The sequence below is a fragment of the Cobetia sp. UCD-24C genome, assembly GCF_001306765.1.
GTDB lineage: Bacteria > Pseudomonadota > Gammaproteobacteria > Pseudomonadales > Halomonadaceae > Cobetia > Cobetia amphilecti.
Genome location: NZ_LJTD01000004.1, coordinates 112,164 through 130,458 on the forward strand (window position 1 = coordinate 112,164; position 18,295 = coordinate 130,458).

Below are 18,295 nucleotides of genomic sequence, written 5' to 3' on the forward strand. Positions count from 1 at the left end.
TCATCCGGAAACGGCGTGACGTTCTAGAGACGGAAGTCGGGCGCTTCTCTGTCCAGACGCCGTAGTTCCGCAGCCCAGGTCAATGCCACGCTTTCTGCGTGGTAGCGAGGGTTCTCGAACTGCTGAGCAGTGAATTCACACTCTTGTGGTGAAGGCATGATGAGAGGGCGACCCATCTTCATCGCCTCAAGCTGAATCTCGCAGGCCTTGTTGAGGTAGAACATGTTGAAGTAAGCCTCAGCGACACTGCGGCCGGTGGTCAGCAGTCCGTGATTGCGCAGAATGGCGCATTGTCGATTACCGAGTGCTGCCACGATGCGATTACGGACTTCAAGATCGAGTGGAATGCCTTCGTAGTCGTAATAGGCCACGCGATTGTAGAAGGCCATGTTGGTTTGATTCAGAGGAAGAAGACCCTCTTCTAATGCCGCGACTGCCATACCAGCCAAGGTATGGGTATGCATGACGCATACGGCATCATGACGATGCATGTGGATGGCACTGTGAATCGTGAAGCCTGCAGGATTTACCTCAGGATCATCAATATTCAGTTTCTGCCCATCAATACCGATAGTGACCAGATTGGAGGCGGTAATCTCTTCTGGCAGCAAGCCATAGGCATTGATCAGGAAAGCCGGTGTCTCACCTGGCAGGCGTACGGATATATGAGTGAAAACTTGATCGCTCCAGCCGTTTCGCTCAAGCAGGCGATAGGCGGCGGCCAGATCGGCTCTCAAGGTCTCTTCAATCGCGGGTTTTAGCATGTGGCGCACTCTCGGACGGGAAGGCATAAGAAAGCGGTGCGGCTCAGGGCACGGGATAAGGGAGTGCTCGTCCTGTGGCAGGCTGGCCTTGCATGCATCCTAGGTTGCTTGTGAGAGAGCGAATATCGATTTATTCTTCAGAAGTTCATTCCAAAAAGTCATGACCTACCATGCAACGACAGCTCCCCAGCATGATATCTCTTCGGTGCATCGTCGCTTTCGCACGCTTTTCCAGCGTCACAAGAGCTGCTGAAGAGTTGAATCTTACCCAGAGTGCCGTGAGTCGCCAGATCAAGAATCTGGAGGAGTTTCTGGGCTGCCCGCTGGTAACGCGTTCTCGACAGCGGCTGACGCTCAATGAGTTGGGGCAAGCCTATGTGCATGAGATCTCGCCGTTGTTGGAGAGTCTTGAAACAGCGACTCATCATGTACGCACCAGTCACGTCGGTCATCTGCGTATCGGAGCCGAACCTTCGTTTACCTCTCGCTGGTTATTGCCAAAACTCAAGTCCTATGCAGTACTCAATCCCGAGATTGAGCTCGAGATCATGAACGATCTGCGCCGGCTGTATGACAGTCATGAAGGCTATGATGTCGGCATCCTTTTTGGAGAGGGTGAATGGCCAGGATTTGATGCACGTTTTCTCATGTCCAGTGAGCTACTTGCTGTGTGTACACCGGACTTGCTGACTGAAAAGGGTCCTGTCATTGAGCGGCAGGATATTCTGCGTTACCCGATTCTCCATCATGTGGCGCATTCACCTTTGATGAAGTCTTCCACTCAGTTGTGGTTGGAAGCAGCGGGGCTATCGATCAGAGAGTGCAATGCATTACCAGGGCAGCGGTTGGAGCACTTCCAGTTTGTTCTTGAAGCGGCTTTACACGGGCTCGGGATAGCCATATTGCCGCGCTATTTTGTGACACCAGAACTTGCTGAGGGGCGGCTGGTGGTCGCAAGCACCTCGCCCTTGAGGTGCGGTGGTTATTACGTAGTTGTGCCCTCAGGGCAGCATGACCCCAAAGTCAGTCGCTTTGCGGATTGGTTGTTGTCCTGGGAGTCTTGATATAGGCGACTATCAGAGGGCTGCCTGGTGCGGGGTACATCATAGGACTGCCAATGGTTCCTTCCTCACGGGCAGGTCTCGCCCTGGATCAGCTGTGTCGAGAGCCGGTGTGATGACGCGGGCTCCAGCCCCAGAATCATTCGCGCGGCAAGGCGGCCTTTCTCGGTACTGTCCTGGTGGACGGTGGTCAGGCGCGGTGACCGATATTGTCCTTCCTCGATGCCATCGAAGCCGGTGATACGCAGATCCTCGGGAATTCGGATGCCACGTTGTTCGGCCAAGGTCACGGCGGTCAGAGCAATGCGGTCTGACATGCACAGCAGGAGGTCTGGCCGCTCGCTGGCCGGCAGGTCGAGTATCTCTGCCAGCACCGGCGCGCAGACCTCATAGGTGTTTTCCTCGATGTTCCACATCGCGACGTCTTGCAAAGACACCTCTCGCTCTGCCAGGGCGCGATGAAACCCCGCCAGACGCGAGCGAGTAATGGTACGGCCGGCCGGAAGCAGCGTATGGGCATCGGTGATGGGGCCATTGCAGGGCGTGTCGGTCAGGCGCAGGTTGACGATACCGATACGACTGGCGGGTGTCTGCAAGGCATGTTGCGCGATGGTGTAGCAGGCGGGCTCATCATCCACATGGATGGCGGGGTGATCGCCCAGATCGAAGTCGACTGCCACGATAGGCTTGTGACCCGCGCTCTGGAGTTCTTCCACCAGCGCCATGCTGGCCATGAGCCCGTAGACGATGAAGCCATCGGCAATGCTGGAAGATCCGGGTGCCTGGGAGGCATTCTGGCGGCCTGAAAGCAGCAGTAGGGTATGGCCGTGAGCATCCAGCACTTCCGCGATGCCCGACAGCAGTTCGCTGGCGACGGCGTCCTTGAGGCTGTAGGTCAGCGTCTCCGCGAGTACCACGGCGATGATTCGTGAGCGCCCCGTGCGCAGACTGCGCGCCTTGGCATCCGGGCCACGGTAGCCAAGGCGTTTGGCCTCCTCGAGCACCCGCTCGCGCAATGCTGGCGAGAGCTGGTCGGGGCGGTTGAAGGCGTTGGAGACGCTGGCGGTGGAGACGCCGAGTTGAGCGGCTAGCTCCTTGAGAGTGATGCGGCGAGGCGATGACACAGGCGTCGGGTTCCTGAAGGTGAAAAGCTTGAACGATTAAGTGCAGAGATAGCATATCGCCACGTACCAGAAATGCCCAGAAAGTGTCGGAGTTGGCCGACCGAGCGGTCAACTGCGCACAAGGCGTCCAGCTGGGCAACGCCTGCTAGCGGTCCTGCTCTTGCGATGTATCGGCTGGCACGACCAGCCAGGCTGCCATCCCTGGCGCCAGACTCAATTGGCCTGCTTCAAGCGAGGGCGTGGCCATGCCGGGCAACGAGACGACCTCTATCGGGTCATGATGCTGGCCATGAGGCATTCGCGAGCCCATCAGGGCAGGCAGGTCGAGCATGACGGGGGCGTTGTCGTGTTCCGGGGCGTGACCTGCCTCGTGTTCCAGATTGGCCAGGCACACCATCTGCTGGTGAGGAGTGTGACGTATCACACCAAAGACACCCTTCGGCAGCACGGACGGGGAGATGAGCGTCTGTTGCCCCGTCTTCAGCGTCGCATTCTCGCGACGCAGTTCCAGCAGCTTGCGAACGCGATTCAGCAGGCTCTCGGGCGCCTCTTGTTGCAGCGAGACCGCCTGTGACTGATGAGGGGCATGGACGGGAAGCCAGGGCGACAGGGAGTCAGCGCAGAAACCACCATTGCGTTGAGGCGCCCACACCATGGGCGTGCGACAGCCATCGCGTCCCTTGACCTCGGGCCATAGCGCGATTCCGAAGGGGTCCTGCAGCTCGGCGTAGCTCAGCTCCGCTTCCTCGAATCCAAGCTCTTCGCCCTGATAGAGGCAGAGGCTGCCCCGCAATGAGCAGAGTACCGTCAGAGCCAGCAAGGCGCGTGCGCTCCCCCAGCGGCTGGCACTGCGCGGAACATCATGATTGGACAATGCCCAGCACGGCCAGGCGTCTTCGCCATGCTCGGCAAAGCGTGCCAGAACGGCGTGCAAGTCCACGGCATCGCCCGTGCTGTTGAGCAGGTCGAAGGTGTAGGCCATATGCAGGCGGTGCTGGCCCGCGGTGTAGGCTGCCATGGCGGGAAGCGGGTCGCTGCCCCCGACCTCGCCGACGCTGGTGGCGCCGGGGTATTCCTCCAGCAGGGCACGAATCTCTTCCAGATAGTCGAGATTCTCTGGCTGATCCGCATTGTGTTTCAGCAGTTGATAGCTGCGGGGATGCCCACGGCTACGGTAGTCGTCCGAGGACGGCGGATTGTCCGTCAGCGCCTGGTCATGGAAGTAGAAGTTGGCGGTGTCGAAGCGGAACCCGTCGACGCCCAGCTCCAGCCAGAAGCGCAGATTGTCGAGCTGTGCCTGACGCACCTCGGGATGATGGAAGTTGAGGTCCGGCTGGCTGGCGAGGAAGTTGTGCAGATAATACTGGCAGCGTCGTGAATCGAAGGTCCAGGCCGGGCCACCAAAGGCGGCTAACCAGTTGTTGGGCGCGCCGCCGTCCGGGCGCGGGTCCGCCCAGACATACCAGTCAGCCTTGGCATTGTCCCGGGATTGGCGACTTTCCCGGAACCACGCATGCTGATCGGAGCTGTGTGACAGCACCTGATCAATGATGACGCCCAGCCCGAGCTCATGTGCGCGGGCGACGAGCCGCGAGAAGTCCTCCAGAGTGCCGAACAGGGGATCGATGTCACGGTAGTCCGAGACGTCATAGCCGAAGTCCTGCATGGGCGAGGTGAAGATGGGGGAGACCCAGATGGCGTCCACCCCCAGGGTCGCGAGGTAGTCCAGACGTTGGATGATGCCGGCAATATCGCCGACACCATCGCCATTGGCGTCCATGAAGCTGCGCGGATAGATCTGATAGAGCGTTGCGCCGCGCCACCAGTCGTGTGCGGCATGGCGATGGAGTTGGGTAGATGTCATTGCACAATCCTTGTTGTCGAGGCGGCAGGGGGCACGGGCATGCTAGAGCGCCGGAAAGGCCCCGCGTCTCTGCGCGAGACCTTCCGGGCGTCATCAGTCTGCAGGCGCAAGGCCTGGCGGGGTGAGGCCGTTGGCGTTACCAGCCGCGGCGTCCGATGCGGGTGAGTTCTCTCCCGAGCGCTTCCACCGCCTGAGCACCGGTCTCCTCGCCCGACAGCACCTGATGGGTGCGGTTGAAGAAGGCATTGGAGACGCGAGCGTAGGCATCGCCCGTCACCGAGGCCGGGCGCGCGACGCCGGTTCTGAGCGCTTCATAGAGCTCCCCCATCGAGGGGTTGCTCGCCAGCACCTCATCATCTTGGTAGAGGTGCTCGATGGTGGGGTTGCGCCCCATCTTCATGGCATGGGCCTTCTGCTGCGGAGCGGCGGTGATGTAGGCGACCAGCTCCGCTGCGGCCTGGGGGTGCTCCGAGTAGCGTGATACCGCAAGATTCCAACCGCCCAGGGTTGCGCGTGACTCGCCCTGCGGGCCATGCGGGAGGGGCGCCATGCCGACCTTGCCTGCCACCGGACTGCCCTCGGCCTGGCTGAGCTTCCAGACATAGGGCCAGTTGCGCAGGAACAGCGCATTGCCCGACTGGAACAGCCCGCGTGACTCCTCCTCGGTATGATTCAGCGCGCCTTCCGGAGCGATGCTGCCGATCCAGGAGGCGGCAAGGTCGAGTGCCTCGGCGGCGCGCGAGTTGTCGATGGTGACCTCACCGGCATCATCCACCAGGGTGCCGCCGCCCTGGCTTGCGACCCACTCCAGTGCGTTGCAGGTCAGCCCCTCGTAGGCGCGCCCCTGGAAGCTGTATCCCCAGAAATCGGCATTACCGGCGTCGCGTTCCGCCGCCTGGATCGTGCGCGCCGTCTCGGTGAGTTGCTGCCAGGTCTCCGGCACCTGCTGGTCGTATTTTTCCAGCAGGTCCTTGCGGTAATAGAGCACGCCTGCGTCGGTGTACCAGGGCATGGCTACCAGACGTCCCTCTACGGTGCCGTTGTCGACCAGCGTGGGGAAGAAGCCCTCGGTGGCGTCGTCGGGCAGGTAACGGGAAAGATCGACCAGGTGATCGTCGAGCAGCCCTGGCCACGCCATGTCGACGATCAGCACGTCGATATCACTGGAGCCGCTGCTCAGCAGCTGCTGATACAGCGAGAGCTTCTCGGTGGTGTCGTTGGGAGTGGAGATCACATTGACACGATTGCCGGACTGCTCGGCCCATTGCTGGGCGAGTTCCGGGCACATGTCGGAATCTCCGCCGGGGCCACAGGCAATCGTGACCTCGGTGGCCAGTGCGAGGGGTGCCGTCAATGAGGCCCCGCTCAACAGCAGGGCACCGGCGCTACCCTTGAGGGTCGTGAGCATCCGTTGGCGTGGGGTGCTGATAACAGAAGGCATGGCGTGCGACTCCATCATTGTGATTGTTGTTGCGGCGTCCGGGATGACCGTCATCCACCGAGCATCCCGTGAAGCATCGAATCTGCCAGGCGTCAGTTGAGGGCGAGCCACATGGCGCTGCCTGGCATCAGCGACAGGGGGTGGTGAGAGGCGTGTGTCGCCGTGACACCGGCGATCTCGAGGGTGCTCCAAGTGGTGATGTCTGGCGCCAGTTGACTCGGGTCGATCACGCTCGGCGTATCGCCTGTCCCGAGGTGTGCCAGACACAGCAGGCGTTGCGCTCCATGCTGGCGCACGCTGGCGAAGACGTCGTCCGGGAGCCGCTCGGGGGCAATCAGGATCTGATCGCCCTCGCGCAGCACCTGGCTGGTGCCGCGATAGCGCAGCAGGCGACGCGCTCGCGACAGGAAGCTGTCATCACGGTTTTCCTGCTGCGCCACTGACAGTGGCAACTGCCGTGGGGAGACCGGTAACCAGGGCGTGCCCTCAACGCCGGACTCCGTCGCGCAGCGGCTGAACCCACCGTTCAGGCCGTCATCCCAGACCATTGGCGTGCGACAGCCATCGCGGCCCTTGATCTCGGGCCACAGGTTGATGCCGAAGGGGTCCTGCAGGTCCTCGAAGGCCAGCTCCGCTTCGGGAAGCCCCAGCTCTTCTCCCTGATAGAGGCACAGGCTGCCACGCAGCGAACACAACACCGTCAGGGCGAGCAGGGCGCGCGATTCTCCCCAGCTGGTCGCACTGCGTTCCACGTCATGATTGGACAGGGCCCAGCAAGGCCAGGTGTCTTCGCCTTGCTCGGCAAAGCGCGTCAGCACGTCGTACAGCGCGCGGGCATCGCCATCACTGTTGAGCAGGTCAAAGGTGTAGGCCATGTGCAGGCGGCATTGGCCGGCGGTATAGGCAGCCATGGTCGGGAGAGGGTCATTGCCGGCGATCTCGCCGACACTGGTGGTGCCCGGGTACTCATCGAGCAGGTCGCGGATGCGCTCCAGATACGCCAGATTCTCCGGTTGCTCGATATTGTGCTGCATCCGCTGATAGCTCTGCGGGTTGCCCGGGTTGACGCCTTCGCGCGCCATCGCCGGGTTGACGCCTTCGCGCGCCATCGCCGGGTTGTCGGTCAAGGCGCGGTCATGGAAGTAGTAATTGACGACGTCGAAGCGGAAGCCGTCCACCCCCAGATCCAGCCAGAAGCGCAGGTTGTCCAGCTGCGCCTGGCGCACCTCGGGATGATGGAAATTCAGGTCCGGCTGACTGGCCAGGAAGTTGTGCAGATAGTACTGGCGGCGCTTGGCATCGAAGGTCCAGGCGCGACCACTGAAGGCCGCCATCCAGTTGTTGGGCGGGTTGCCATCCGGAAGCGGGTCGGCCCAGACATACCAGTCGGCCTTGGCGTTGTGACGGTCCTGACGGCTTTGCTGGAACCAGACGTGTTGATCGGAGCTGTGAGACAGCACCTGGTCGATGATCACGCGCAACCCCAGCTGGTGGGCTTGCGAGACCAGGTGCTTGAAATCCTCCAGGTGGCCGAACATCGGGTCGACATCCCGATAGTCCGCGACGTCATAGCCGAAATCCTTCATCGGCGAGGTGAAGAAAGGGGATAGCCAGATGGCATCCACGCCGAGACTGGCCACATGGGGCAGGCGCTCGATGATGCCGGCCAGGTCGCCAATGCCGTCGCCGTTGGCATCCATGAAACTGCGGGGGTAGATCTGATAGATCGTGGCACCACGCCACCAGTCGAGGCGTGCGTGAGGATCGAGTTGAGACAGGGTCATCATGACCTCCTTGTGAGTCGCGTGATCGGCAAGCGGGAGATTCAGTGCGCCTCGCCAGCACAGCGCGCGATGGCAACGCCGTGGGGCGGCAGCGTCAGGCGACCTGCCTGCCAGTGACCATTGATCATGCCGGGGGCATCCTCGAGGGCTTCCGCTCGCCAGGCGGTCTTCAGAGTCAGGGCCTGAGCAGAGAAGTTGAGCGCGATCAGCAACGACTCGCCGCCTGAGTGACGCGTGAAGCAGATGACTTCCTCATGCAGCGAGTGGAAGTGGATCTCCCCTCGGCTGAGAGCGGGGTGACGGCGGCGGAAGGCGAGCAGCTCCCGGCTGGCATTCAACAGCGATGCCGGGTCGTGTTCCTGATGGTCGACGGCCAAGGCATGGTGGAAGTCGGGAACCGGCAACCAGGGAGACACGCGAGAGAAGCCCGCATGTGACTCACCGGCCTGCCACGGCATGGGCGTCCGGCAGCCGTCGCGTCCCTTGTAGCGTGGCCAGAAGGTGATGCCGGCGGGGTCCACCAGCTGGTCATGGCGTAGCTGGGCTTCACTCAGCCCCAGTTCTTCGCCCTGATACAGGCAGACGCTGCCGCGCTGGGTCAGCAGGAAGGCGAGATAGAGGCGCAGGCGCGCCGGCGAGGCTTCGGCGTCCCAGCGCGTTGCCAGGCGTGTGACATCGTGGTTTCCCAGTGCCCAGCATGGCCAGCCGTCCCCGATCTGCGCTTCCATCGTCTGTAGGGTCGCCAGGAGGTGGTCAGGTGAGGCGTTCTCGGTCAGTAGATCGAAGGAATAGGCCATGTGCAGCCGCTGGTCGCCCCGGGTGTACTCGGCCATCACGCGCAAGGAGTCATCGTCGCCGACCTCGCCAACGCTGGTGGTACCGGGGTATTCATCGAGCAGACTCCGCAGCCGCTCGAGAACAGCGAGATTCTCGGGTTGGGTCTTGTCGTGAAGATGTTGTTGATAGCCGTAGGGGTTGTCCGGGCGCACGCCAATGAAGCCTTCAGCGATCTCACGCCGCGGCGGGTTATCCTTTAGCTCACCATGTGTGCAGAAGTTGATGGCATCCAGGCGGAACCCATCCACCCCCCGCTCCAGCCAGAATCGCACTTCTTCAAGAATGGCCGTCACGACCTCGGGATGATGGAAGTTGAGGTCCGGCTGCTCGATCAGGAAGTTGTGCAGGTAGTACTGGCAGCGGCGAGTGTCCCATTGCCACGCGGAGCCCCCGAAGATCGATTGCCAGTTGGTGGGCGGTGCGCCATCGGGTCTGGGGTCTGCCCAGACATACCAGTCGGCGCGCGGATTATCGCGGCTCTGGCGGCTTTCCTCGAACCAGGGGTGGGCGTCGGAGGTGTGTGAGAGCACCTGATCGATGATGACTTTCAGGCCGCGCGCATGCGCTGCCTCGACCAGACGGTCGAAGTCCTCCAGGGTGCCGAACATCGGGTCGACATCGCGATAGTCGCTGATGTCATAGCCGAAGTCCTTCATGGGCGAGGTAAAGAAGGGAGATAGCCAGATCGCATCGACATTCAGCGAGGCGATGTAATCCAGGCGCTCGAGGATGCCCGGCAGATCACCGATGCCATCGCCATTGCTGTCCTGAAAGCTGCGCGGGTAGATCTGATAGATGACGGCGCCGCGCCACCAATCGTGGGCTGACACCTGGGTGTCTCGAATCGTGGACATGCGAGTCTCCTGGGCGGGAGCCATGGCTCCCACCCGTGCGTTCCTTGCGGAGAATGAAGCGGTTGGCCTGAGGCGCCGTGAGCAGGCGCTGGATACTCAGTCCTGGCTGCCAGGCCCTCGAGAAAAAGCCCTGCAGAACAGGCCCTGAACGTCAGGCTGCCTGGCGTTGCTGGGTCAGGCTCAGCGCGCGATCCTGGCTGTCGAAGAGATGCACGTGCTCCAGGTCCGGCACCAGCGCGACGCGTTGGCCGATCTTCCACTGACTTGGGGCTTCACTGCGGTGGATCAGCAGGCTGTCGCCGTCTTTCGGATCCAGATAGACATAGACTTCGTTGCCCAGGTACTCGACGTTGACGACCTCGAAGGCGTTGTCGCCACGGGCCTCTTCCAGGCAGAGGTGTTCGGGACGAATCCCCAGCGTCAGGCGGCTGCCGGTGCGTTCGTCGCCGGCATCGCGAGGCAGATCCAGTTCGCCGATCCCGGGCGTCGCGATGCGACAGCCATTGCCCTCGCTTCGCAGCAGCTCTGCCGGCAGGAAGTTCATGGTCGGGGAGCCGATGAAGCCGGCCACGAAGCGGGTCGCCGGCGCCTGATAGAGCGTCTGGGGGCTGCCGACCTGCTCGATGCGCCCATCACGCAGTACCACGATCTTGTCGGCCAGCGTCATGGCTTCGACCTGGTCATGGGTGACGTAGACCATGGTGGAGCCCAGGCGATGGTGCAGGCGGGCGATCTCGTTGCGCATCTGGACGCGCAGCGAGGCATCCAGGTTGGAGAGCGGCTCGTCGAACAACAGGATCTTGGGCTCACGCGCCATGGCGCGCCCCATGGCGACGCGCTGGCGCTGGCCACCGGAAAGCTCCTTGGGCTTGCGATTCAGCAACTCCTCGAGCTGGAGGATGCGCGCCGTTTCCATCACGCGCTGCTCGACGTTGTCCTTGTCGGCCTTGGCAAGCTTGAGGCCGAAGGCCATGTTCTCGTACACCGTCATGTGCGGGTAGAGCGCATAGGACTGGAAGACCATGCCCACGCCGCGCTCACGCGGGGGGAGGTCATTGACCAGATCGCCGGCGATATGCATCTCACCCTCGGTGATCGATTCCAGCCCGGCGATCAGGCGCAGCAAGGTCGACTTGCCGCAGCCTGACGGCCCGACGAAGACCACGAATTCTCCGCTGCCGATCTTCAGGTCCAGATCCTTGATGATGTGCGTGCTGCCGAAGGTCTTGTTGATCTTGGAGAGGGTTACGCTTGTCATCTTGCGACTCCCAGCCGGTGCTCGGCACCGGCTTTCGAAAGAAGGTTAGTCGAGTGCCAGGAAGGCAGCCTGATAGGCCGGCAGTACCAGGCGCGCTGCCTGGGGCTGAGCCTCGTCCAGTTCGGCAGTGAAGCCCGTGCCCTCGAGAAGGCGCGCGCCGCCTGCGTAGGCTTGCGGCAGTGTGGTGACCTGTTCTGCGCCCGTGAGATTGAAGAGGCACAGCATGCGCGTGCCGTCATGCTCGCGCAGGAAGCCCAGCAGCTCGTCACCCACGTCCACCAGCTGAATGTCTCCCTCACGCAATACCGGATGCTGATGGCGGAAATTCAGCAGGGCGCGGGTGGCATGCAAGACCGAGTTGGCGTCGTCTTCCTGATTGGCCACGGCCAGGGGGAGGTGGCGTTCATCGACCGGCAGCCAGGGCTCGACACTCGAGAAGTCCCCCTGGTCCGTCTGACGCCAGGGCATGGGGGTCCGGCAACCGTCGCGGCCCTTGAATTCCGGCCACAGCACCTTGCCGTAGGGGTCCTGAATGCGCTCGAAGGGCACGTCGGCTTCCGGCAGGCCCAGCTCCTCACCCTGGTAGAGGCAGACGCTGCCGCGCAGTGACAACACCATGGCCAGAGCGACCTTGGGGTAGGCCACCGGGTCTTCGTCGGCACCCCAGCGTGTGGCGCTGCGCACGACGTCGTGATTCGACAGCGCCCAGCACGGCCAGGCATCGCCGGCCAGGCGCTGGAACCGCTCGATGACTTCGCGGATATAGCCTGCAGAATGCGGAGCATTGAGTAGGTCAAACCCGTAAGCCATGTGAAGTTTGTCCCCTCCAGCGGTGTATTCCGCCATACGCTCCAGCGGATTGTCATCGCCGATTTCCCCGACTGTGGTGGTACCCGGGAATTCATCCATCAGGGCGCGCAGGTCTTTCAGGAAGTCGAGATTTTCCGGGCGGCTCAAGTCATAGACGTGGCGCTGCCAGGTATAGGGGTTGGAATCCGGCGCGCCCAGTGTCTTGGCTTCGCCTGCTGGCACTGGCGGATTGTCGCGCAGGGCCTGGTCGTGAAAGTAGAAGTTGACGGTATCCAGTCGGAAGCCATCGACGCCGAGTTCCAGCCAGAAGCGCATGTTGTCGAGCTGAGCCTGACGGGCCTCCGGGTGATGGAAGTTCACGTCGGGCTGGCTGGTCAGGAAGTTATGCAGGTAATACTGCTGGCGGCGCGAATCGAAGGTCCAGGCCGAGCCGCCGAAGATCGACAGCCAGTTGTTGGGCGGCGTGCCATCGGGCTTGGGGTCTGCCCACACGAACCAGTCGGCCTTGTCATTCGTACGGTCCTGACGGCTTTGCTGGAACCAGGGATGCTCATCGGAGGTGTGGCTGATCACCTGGTCGATCATGACCTTGAGATTGAGCGAGTGAGCGCGCTCCAGCAGCACCTTGAAGTCCTCCAGGGTGCCGAACATCGGGTCGACATCACGGTAATCGCTGATGTCATACCCGAAGTCGAGCATCGGAGAGGTGAAGAAGGGCGACAGCCAGATGCCATCCACGCCCAGGGAGGCCACGTAATCGAGTCTGGCGGTGATGCCCGGCAGATCCCCGATCCCGTCGCCGTTGCTGTCCAGGAAACTGCGCGGGTAGATCTGGTAGATGACGCCACCGCGCCACCAGCTGGAGGAGGTCTGCATTTGGGCTTCGAGCAATGACATGAAGATTATCCTTTGACGGCGCCGGCGGTCAGGCCGGATACGATGCGGCGCTGGAAGATCATCACCAGGATGACCAGCGGTATGGTGACGGTGACGGAGGCGGCCATGATGGGGCCCCAGGGGAGCTCATGCTGGCTGCCGCCGGAGATCAGGGCGATGGCGACCGGCACGGTGCGTTCGCTGTCGGTCAGCGTGAAGGTCAAGGCGAACAGGAACTCGTTCCAGGCCGCGATGAAGGCGAGCAACCCGGTGGTGGCCATGGCCGGCCACATCAGGGGCAGGAAGACCTTGGTGATGGTCTCCCATGGCGTGGCGCCGTCCATGATCGCGGCCTCTTCCAGTTCCATGGGCAGCTGACGCATGAAGGTCGTCAGCACCCAGACGGTGAAGGGCAGCGTGAAGATGGTGTAACTGAGAATCAGGCCACCGGGGTTGTTGTAGAGATTCAGGCTGCGAATCACCTCGAACAGCCCTGACAGCACCGCGACCTGAGGGAACATCGAGACCCCGAGGATGATCAACATCACGGTGGAGCGGCCGCGAAAGCGCACGCGTCCCAGTGCATAGGAGGCGGTGATGCCCAGCAGCAAGGCGATCAACACGACGCTCAAGGCGATCAGGATCGAGTTGCCGATCGCCTGCAGGAAGCTCTTCTGCGCAAAGATCTGGGCATAGTTGCTGAAGTCCAGCGAGGTCAGCCAGTAGTTGACTTCGAACAGCTCACTGGACGGTTTCAGTGAGGTGATCACCGCGTAATAGAAGGGGAACACGGCGTAGACGATGATGACGGCGATCAAGGCCCATTTGCCGACCAGCTTGGCGAGTCGGGTCAGCTGGTAGCGGTTCATTGGAGTCTGATTCATTTCTCCACTCCCAGTTGGCGGCGGCCAAGGTAGAGGTAGACCACGACGGCCAGCGCGATGATCAGGAACAGCATCGTGGAGGCGGCACTGCCGTAGCCCACGTCCTGGAACTCCACCAGTTGCTGGCGGGCGTAGATGGACATGGTCATGGTGCTCGACGAGTTGGAGGTCAGCACATAGATGACGTCGAAGACGCGCAGTGCATCGAGAAGGCGGAAGATCACGGCGACCAGCAGGGCCGGGGTGATCAATGGCAGGGTGACACGGAAGAACACCTTCACCGGGTGGATGCCATCGACCTCGGCGGCTTCATAGCAATCCTTGGGCAGCATCTGGAGCGCGGCGAGTACCAGCAGTGCCACGAACGGGATGGTCTTCCACACATCGACCATGATCACGGCCCACATCGAAAGATCGGCATCCGCCGTCCAGGCCAGTGGCGCATCGATCAGCCCCAGCCCCATCAACAGGTGGTTGATGATTCCGAACTGGTCATTGAGCATCCAGGCCCACATCTTGGCGGAGACGATGGTCGGGATGGCCCAGGGGATGAGCACCGCGGCGCGGACCAGCATGCGCCCCTTGAATTCGGCGTTGAGCAGCAGGGCCACGATGATGCCGAAGACAACTTCCAGCGACACCGAGATGACGCTGAAATAGACGGTGTTCCAGACGGAATTCCACCACACCGGGTCAGCCAGCAGGCCGTACCAGACGCCGTCGTCCTTCACGAGATAGTTTTCAATGCCTATGAAGGCGGCGCCGGTCGTGTCCGAGAGCGAGGCATCGGTCAAGCTGAGGTAGAAGGTTCTCAGCAGTGGCCAGCCGGCCACCAGGGCCAGCGCGACCAGCATCGGCGCGAGATAGGTCCAGGCCGCACGTACCCGCTGGCGTCTGACCTTGGTGCCGCGTTTGCGGGCCCGGGCCGAGGGCGTGTCCGTCGGCACTGACTCATTGAGCGTGGTTGTCATGCGAAACCTCCCGGGTTACCAGCGACGACGTTTGATGCGAGCCAGCTCGCCCTTCAGCTGAGCCACGGCCTGGGCGCCGCTCTGCTCGCCGCTCAGCACACTGTGGGTCGCATTGAAGAAGGCGTTGCTGACCTGGCCGTAGTTGTCACCGGTGACGGCAGACGGACGTGCCACGGCATTGGTGAAGGTGTCGTAGAGCGTGCCGAAGAAGGGCACGGCGGTGAGCACCTCTTCGTCCTGATACAGCGCCGTGAGGGTCGGGTTGTAGGCGGCCTGGATGGCCCGGCGTTTTTGCTCGGCCTCACCGGTGAGGAAGGCCACCAGCTGTGAGGCGAGCTCGGGGCTCTCGCTGTACTTCGAGACCGCCAGGTTCCAGCCGCCCAGCGCCGCCGCGCTTTCTCCCTCGGCGCCGTGAGGCAGCTTGACCACCCCGACCTTGCCAGCCACCTTGCTGTCATCGCTCTGGGTCAGCGACCAGGCGTAGGGCCAGTTGCGCATGAAGACGGCGTTGCCGGACTGGAAGATGCCGCGGGCTTCTTCCTCGGAATAATTGAGCGCCCCCTGCGGGGTGATCTCGCCGATCCAGCTGGCGGCCAGGTCGAGAGCGGAGGCTGTATTGGGGTTGTCGACGGTGATCTCGCCGTCGGCATCGACAATGGCGCCACCGTCGTTGCTGGCGACCCATTCCAGCGCATTGCAGGTCAGGCCCTCATAGGCACGCCCCTGGAAGACGTAACCCCACATCTTCTCGCTGCCGGCCTCGCGTTCCTTGGCCTGGATCTGCGTGGCGGTCTCTGTCAGCTCCTGCCATGTCTCGGGCGGTGCGAACCCGTACTTCTCCAGCAGGTCCTTGCGGTAGTAGAGCACCCCGGCATCCGTGAACCAGGGCATGGCCACCAGGCGGCCATCGACCGTGTTGTTGTCGATGATGGTCTTGAAGTGGCCCTGCGCTGCCTCTTCTCCGAGCGTCTGGTGCAGATCAAGCAGGTGATTGCCGAGCAGGCCCGGCCAGACCACATCGATTTGCAAGACGTCGATGTCACCGGACTGGGCCGACAGAATCTGCTGATAGAGCGAGAGGCGTTCCGTCGAGGAATTGGGCGTGGAGACGATATCGACCTCATGGCCGGTCTTGTCTTCCCAGGCAGCGACGCCCTGTTCACAGAGTTCCAGTTCGGCCCCGACCGCACCGCAGGAGATGGTCAGGTCCGCGCCCATCGCAGGGGCGGTGGTGGCCGCTCCCAGCAGGGCGAAGCTTGAGGCAATTAGCGTCTTGCGTTGCATGGTGGATCCTCGTCACTTGTTGTTGTTTGACCCGCATCGGACGACTGGGTGGGGGAGAGTCACAACGTCGTCCGATGGTGGCTTCTTAATCGATTAAGGCGTAGTCACAGTCAAGCGATTGGCGTCGATATCCGCAACCTGAACTTTGGTCTTGCTGTCACCGATATGTCGCCAGAAATGGGAGTTTTACGCGGTGATCGCTCCCCTTTGGTCGAATTTCGACATAAGTCGTGTGTCTGGAGCGCCGGATTGCCACTAGGGTCTTAAACGATTAAGTGAATGTGGCCACCCCTCCAACGCCAACGCCAACGCCAATGATTCGGGCGCCACTTCGCTGATCATCGCCAAGCGAGTGATTCGTCAACAACAACAAAGGCTCTCTTCAACATGACAACTCCCCCTCAGCACCCGCTCAAGACCCCACTCGTCATGGCCGTTGCCATAGCGGTCATGAGCACCAGCGGACTCGCCAATGCCGACGGGACAGGCGACATCGAGGCGCGGCTCGCAGAGCTGGAACAGCGTATCGATGACGCCGAACAACGGGCCAGAGCGGCTGAGCGTCGCGCCGCCGAGGCAGAGCGCGCGATGGCCGTTCAGCGCCAGTCGAATGAGGCTGATCAACCCGCGCGCGTGACCGCGCAGACCGAGGACCTCGAAGAGCGTCTGGCGGCCGTCGAGCGCCAGGCCAGTGGCGAAGAAGGTTTCTCCTTCAATGCCTATGCCCGCTCCGGGCTATTGATCGGCGAAGGAGGCAAGAGCATCGAAGGCGGCCCCTATCTCACGCCGGCGGGCTCGGTGGGCGGGGCGGTCGGGCGGCTGGGGAACGAGCCCGACACCTACGTCGAGTCGGTATTCAACTACAAGACCCGCTACGACAACGGGACGAAGGCGCTTTACCGCACCATGATTGCCGATGGAGTAGAGACCAGTAACGACTGGACCTCGGACGAGTCCAGTCTGAACGTACGACAGGTCTTCGTGGAGTTGAGCGATCTGCCGAGCTTTACCGGCGCCTTCGAGAATTCCTCCATCTGGGCGGGCAAGCGCTTCGATCGGGACAACTTCGATATCCACTGGCTAGACAGCGATTTCATCTTCCTCGCCGGGACTGGCGCAGGTATCTACGACGTCCAGCTTGCCGATGACTGGAAAGCCAACTTCTCGGTCTACGGGCGCAGTTACAGTGAATACCCGACAGAGGACTCCGATACTGGCGGTAATACCGACAACCTGACGTTCACCATGAACAACTATGTCGGCCACTGGCAGTGGATGGTCAGTGCCCTGTCGGCGGCAGACAATGAAGAGCGCGCCATGGACACGGGGGCCGAAGCGGCCGATTCCGGCTTCCACACCATGCTGGCCTACCATGGCGACAGCTTCTTTGGTCTCGCCGACGGCAGCTTCAAGGCCGCCGTGCTGCATGGCCGAGGGCTTGGCGCGGAGACGAAGGTCATCGGGGGTGACGGGAATCTGACAGATGATGCGACCTCGACTCGACTCGGTCTGTATGGCACGACCTATCTCGCGCCCAAGTGGCGTCTGGCACCGGCCGTGCTGGCGGAAGTCAGTGAAGACCGTTATGCCGAAGGCGACGAATACTCCTGGGCGACGTTCAATGCGCGTCTGGCCAATGAGCTGACGGCGAATTTCGAGATGCAATACGAACTCAGCTATCAATGGATGGATCTTGACCCCGGCGCCTCAGGCACTGCCGTGGAAGGGAGCTATCGAAAATTCACCATCGCGCCGACCTTCAAGCCTGAAGTCGGTGGCTTCTGGAAACGTCCGGAAATCCGCCTGTTCGCGTCCTGGAGTGACTGGGATGAGGAGCTCAATGACTTCTCGGATGAAGATGCGCTCGGGAGTGCAGGTTTCACGGGAGGTGAATGGGCCTTCGGTGTCCAGAGCGAGGTATGGTTCTAGGAACAGGACGCCAAGCCAGTCATCGCCTGCCAGTGTTTCGATCTTGCCCGCGGTTAGCCGCGGGTTTTTTGTAACGCTAGCGCTGGATGGTTGAGACGCTGATCCCAAACTGACCAGCGAGATCTTTTCTCCGTAATGCTGGAAGGAGCTGCTTGGGAAGTCGGCATGAATTTTCGGTGTCGTTATCGCTTGCTTATACAGCTTGATAACCATGATGATTTTCCTGTATGAATTACTTGATGCGTTTACGAGAGGCTAATAAAGGATAAATTCGTTGTGAAAATAGATCATCCGGCACCCTACAGTGAGTTGTCGATGAGTTATGCTGAACGTTTTTTTCTATACATTTAATGACGGTTTTTATATTGATTGTTGGGAGTCGGTAAATGACGATATGCCACGGAAAGATGAAGGGAACTTTTTGTCGATGATGTTGTATCGGATTTGCTGGCTCGCGCTATATTTCATTTCAAGTCAATGGCAGCGCCACCAATGAGTTGAAGCGGTAGGGCTGTTGTTGAGCCCTAATATCTGTGCTAGCTTATATTCGTGGC

At 61.4% G+C, this 18,295-nt stretch carries 13 protein-coding genes; 2 read left to right on the top strand and 11 right to left on the bottom strand.

Annotated elements, in window-relative coordinates; genetic code table 11:
* Positions 1-23: 23 nt before the first annotated feature.
* On the bottom strand, positions 24-764 hold the full coding sequence (locus tag AOG28_RS06960; RefSeq protein WP_054555828.1) for a class II aldolase/adducin family protein: 741 nt from the start codon (positions 762-764) through the stop codon (positions 24-26).
* A 170-nt stretch (positions 765-934) separates the two neighbouring features.
* Between AOG28_RS06960 and AOG28_RS06965 the strand changes: the two genes are divergently transcribed.
* Entirely contained in the window at positions 935-1,828 is an 894-nt protein-coding gene (locus AOG28_RS06965) for a LysR substrate-binding domain-containing protein (protein ID WP_200906743.1), read from the top strand.
* Between the two features lie 65 nt (positions 1,829-1,893).
* On the opposite strand, the gene AOG28_RS06970 is transcribed toward AOG28_RS06965, so the two are convergent.
* The 10 genes from AOG28_RS06970 to AOG28_RS07015 all read right to left on the bottom strand — a co-directional run bounded on the left by AOG28_RS06970 (position 1,894) and on the right by AOG28_RS07015 (position 15,812).
* Positions 1,894-2,949, bottom strand: a complete 1,056-nt coding sequence (locus AOG28_RS06970) for a LacI family DNA-binding transcriptional regulator (RefSeq protein WP_200906744.1) — start codon at positions 2,947-2,949, stop codon at positions 1,894-1,896.
* Positions 2,950-3,094: 145 nt separating this feature from the next.
* Positions 3,095-4,813, bottom strand: a complete 1,719-nt coding sequence (locus AOG28_RS06975; protein WP_054555829.1) for an alpha-amylase family glycosyl hydrolase — start codon at positions 4,811-4,813, stop codon at positions 3,095-3,097.
* A gap of 136 nt (positions 4,814-4,949) precedes the next feature.
* Positions 4,950-6,221 carry an ABC transporter substrate-binding protein gene (locus tag AOG28_RS06980; RefSeq protein WP_054555830.1) on the bottom strand — a complete coding sequence of 424 codons (1,272 nt, stop codon included), beginning with the start codon at positions 6,219-6,221 and terminating at the stop codon, positions 4,950-4,952.
* Positions 6,222-6,346: 125 nt separating this feature from the next.
* Positions 6,347-8,041 (bottom strand): alpha-amylase family glycosyl hydrolase, encoded by a 1,695-nt coding sequence (locus AOG28_RS06985; RefSeq protein ID WP_200906745.1) that lies wholly within the window; start codon positions 8,039-8,041, stop codon positions 6,347-6,349.
* 38 nt (positions 8,042-8,079) lie between these two features.
* Complete coding sequence (locus AOG28_RS06990; RefSeq protein WP_054555832.1) at positions 8,080-9,729, bottom strand: alpha-amylase family glycosyl hydrolase; 1,650 nt, start codon at positions 9,727-9,729, stop codon at positions 8,080-8,082.
* A 151-nt stretch (positions 9,730-9,880) separates the two neighbouring features.
* Positions 9,881-10,987: an ABC transporter ATP-binding protein gene (locus AOG28_RS06995; protein WP_054555833.1), complete on the bottom strand. Its 1,107-nt coding sequence runs from the start codon at positions 10,985-10,987 to the stop codon at positions 9,881-9,883.
* A gap of 45 nt (positions 10,988-11,032) precedes the next feature.
* Positions 11,033-12,673, bottom strand: coding sequence for an alpha-glucosidase family protein (locus AOG28_RS07000; protein WP_054556102.1), 1,641 nt, complete (start codon positions 12,671-12,673; stop codon positions 11,033-11,035).
* Between the two features lie 26 nt (positions 12,674-12,699).
* Complete coding sequence (locus AOG28_RS07005; protein WP_054555834.1) at positions 12,700-13,542, bottom strand: carbohydrate ABC transporter permease; 843 nt, start codon at positions 13,540-13,542, stop codon at positions 12,700-12,702.
* Positions 13,543-13,553: 11 nt separating this feature from the next.
* Positions 13,554-14,528 carry a carbohydrate ABC transporter permease gene (locus AOG28_RS07010; protein WP_054555835.1) on the bottom strand — a complete coding sequence of 325 codons (975 nt, stop codon included), beginning with the start codon at positions 14,526-14,528 and terminating at the stop codon, positions 13,554-13,556.
* Positions 14,529-14,543: 15 nt separating this feature from the next.
* Positions 14,544-15,812 carry an ABC transporter substrate-binding protein gene (locus tag AOG28_RS07015; protein WP_054555836.1) on the bottom strand — a complete coding sequence of 423 codons (1,269 nt, stop codon included), beginning with the start codon at positions 15,810-15,812 and terminating at the stop codon, positions 14,544-14,546.
* Between the two features lie 387 nt (positions 15,813-16,199).
* Here AOG28_RS07015 and AOG28_RS07020 point away from each other — a divergent pair, with 387 nt between their 5' ends.
* On the top strand, positions 16,200-17,741 hold the full coding sequence (locus tag AOG28_RS07020; RefSeq protein WP_054555837.1) for a carbohydrate porin: 1,542 nt from the start codon (positions 16,200-16,202) through the stop codon (positions 17,739-17,741).
* Positions 17,742-18,295 lie beyond the last annotated feature (554 nt).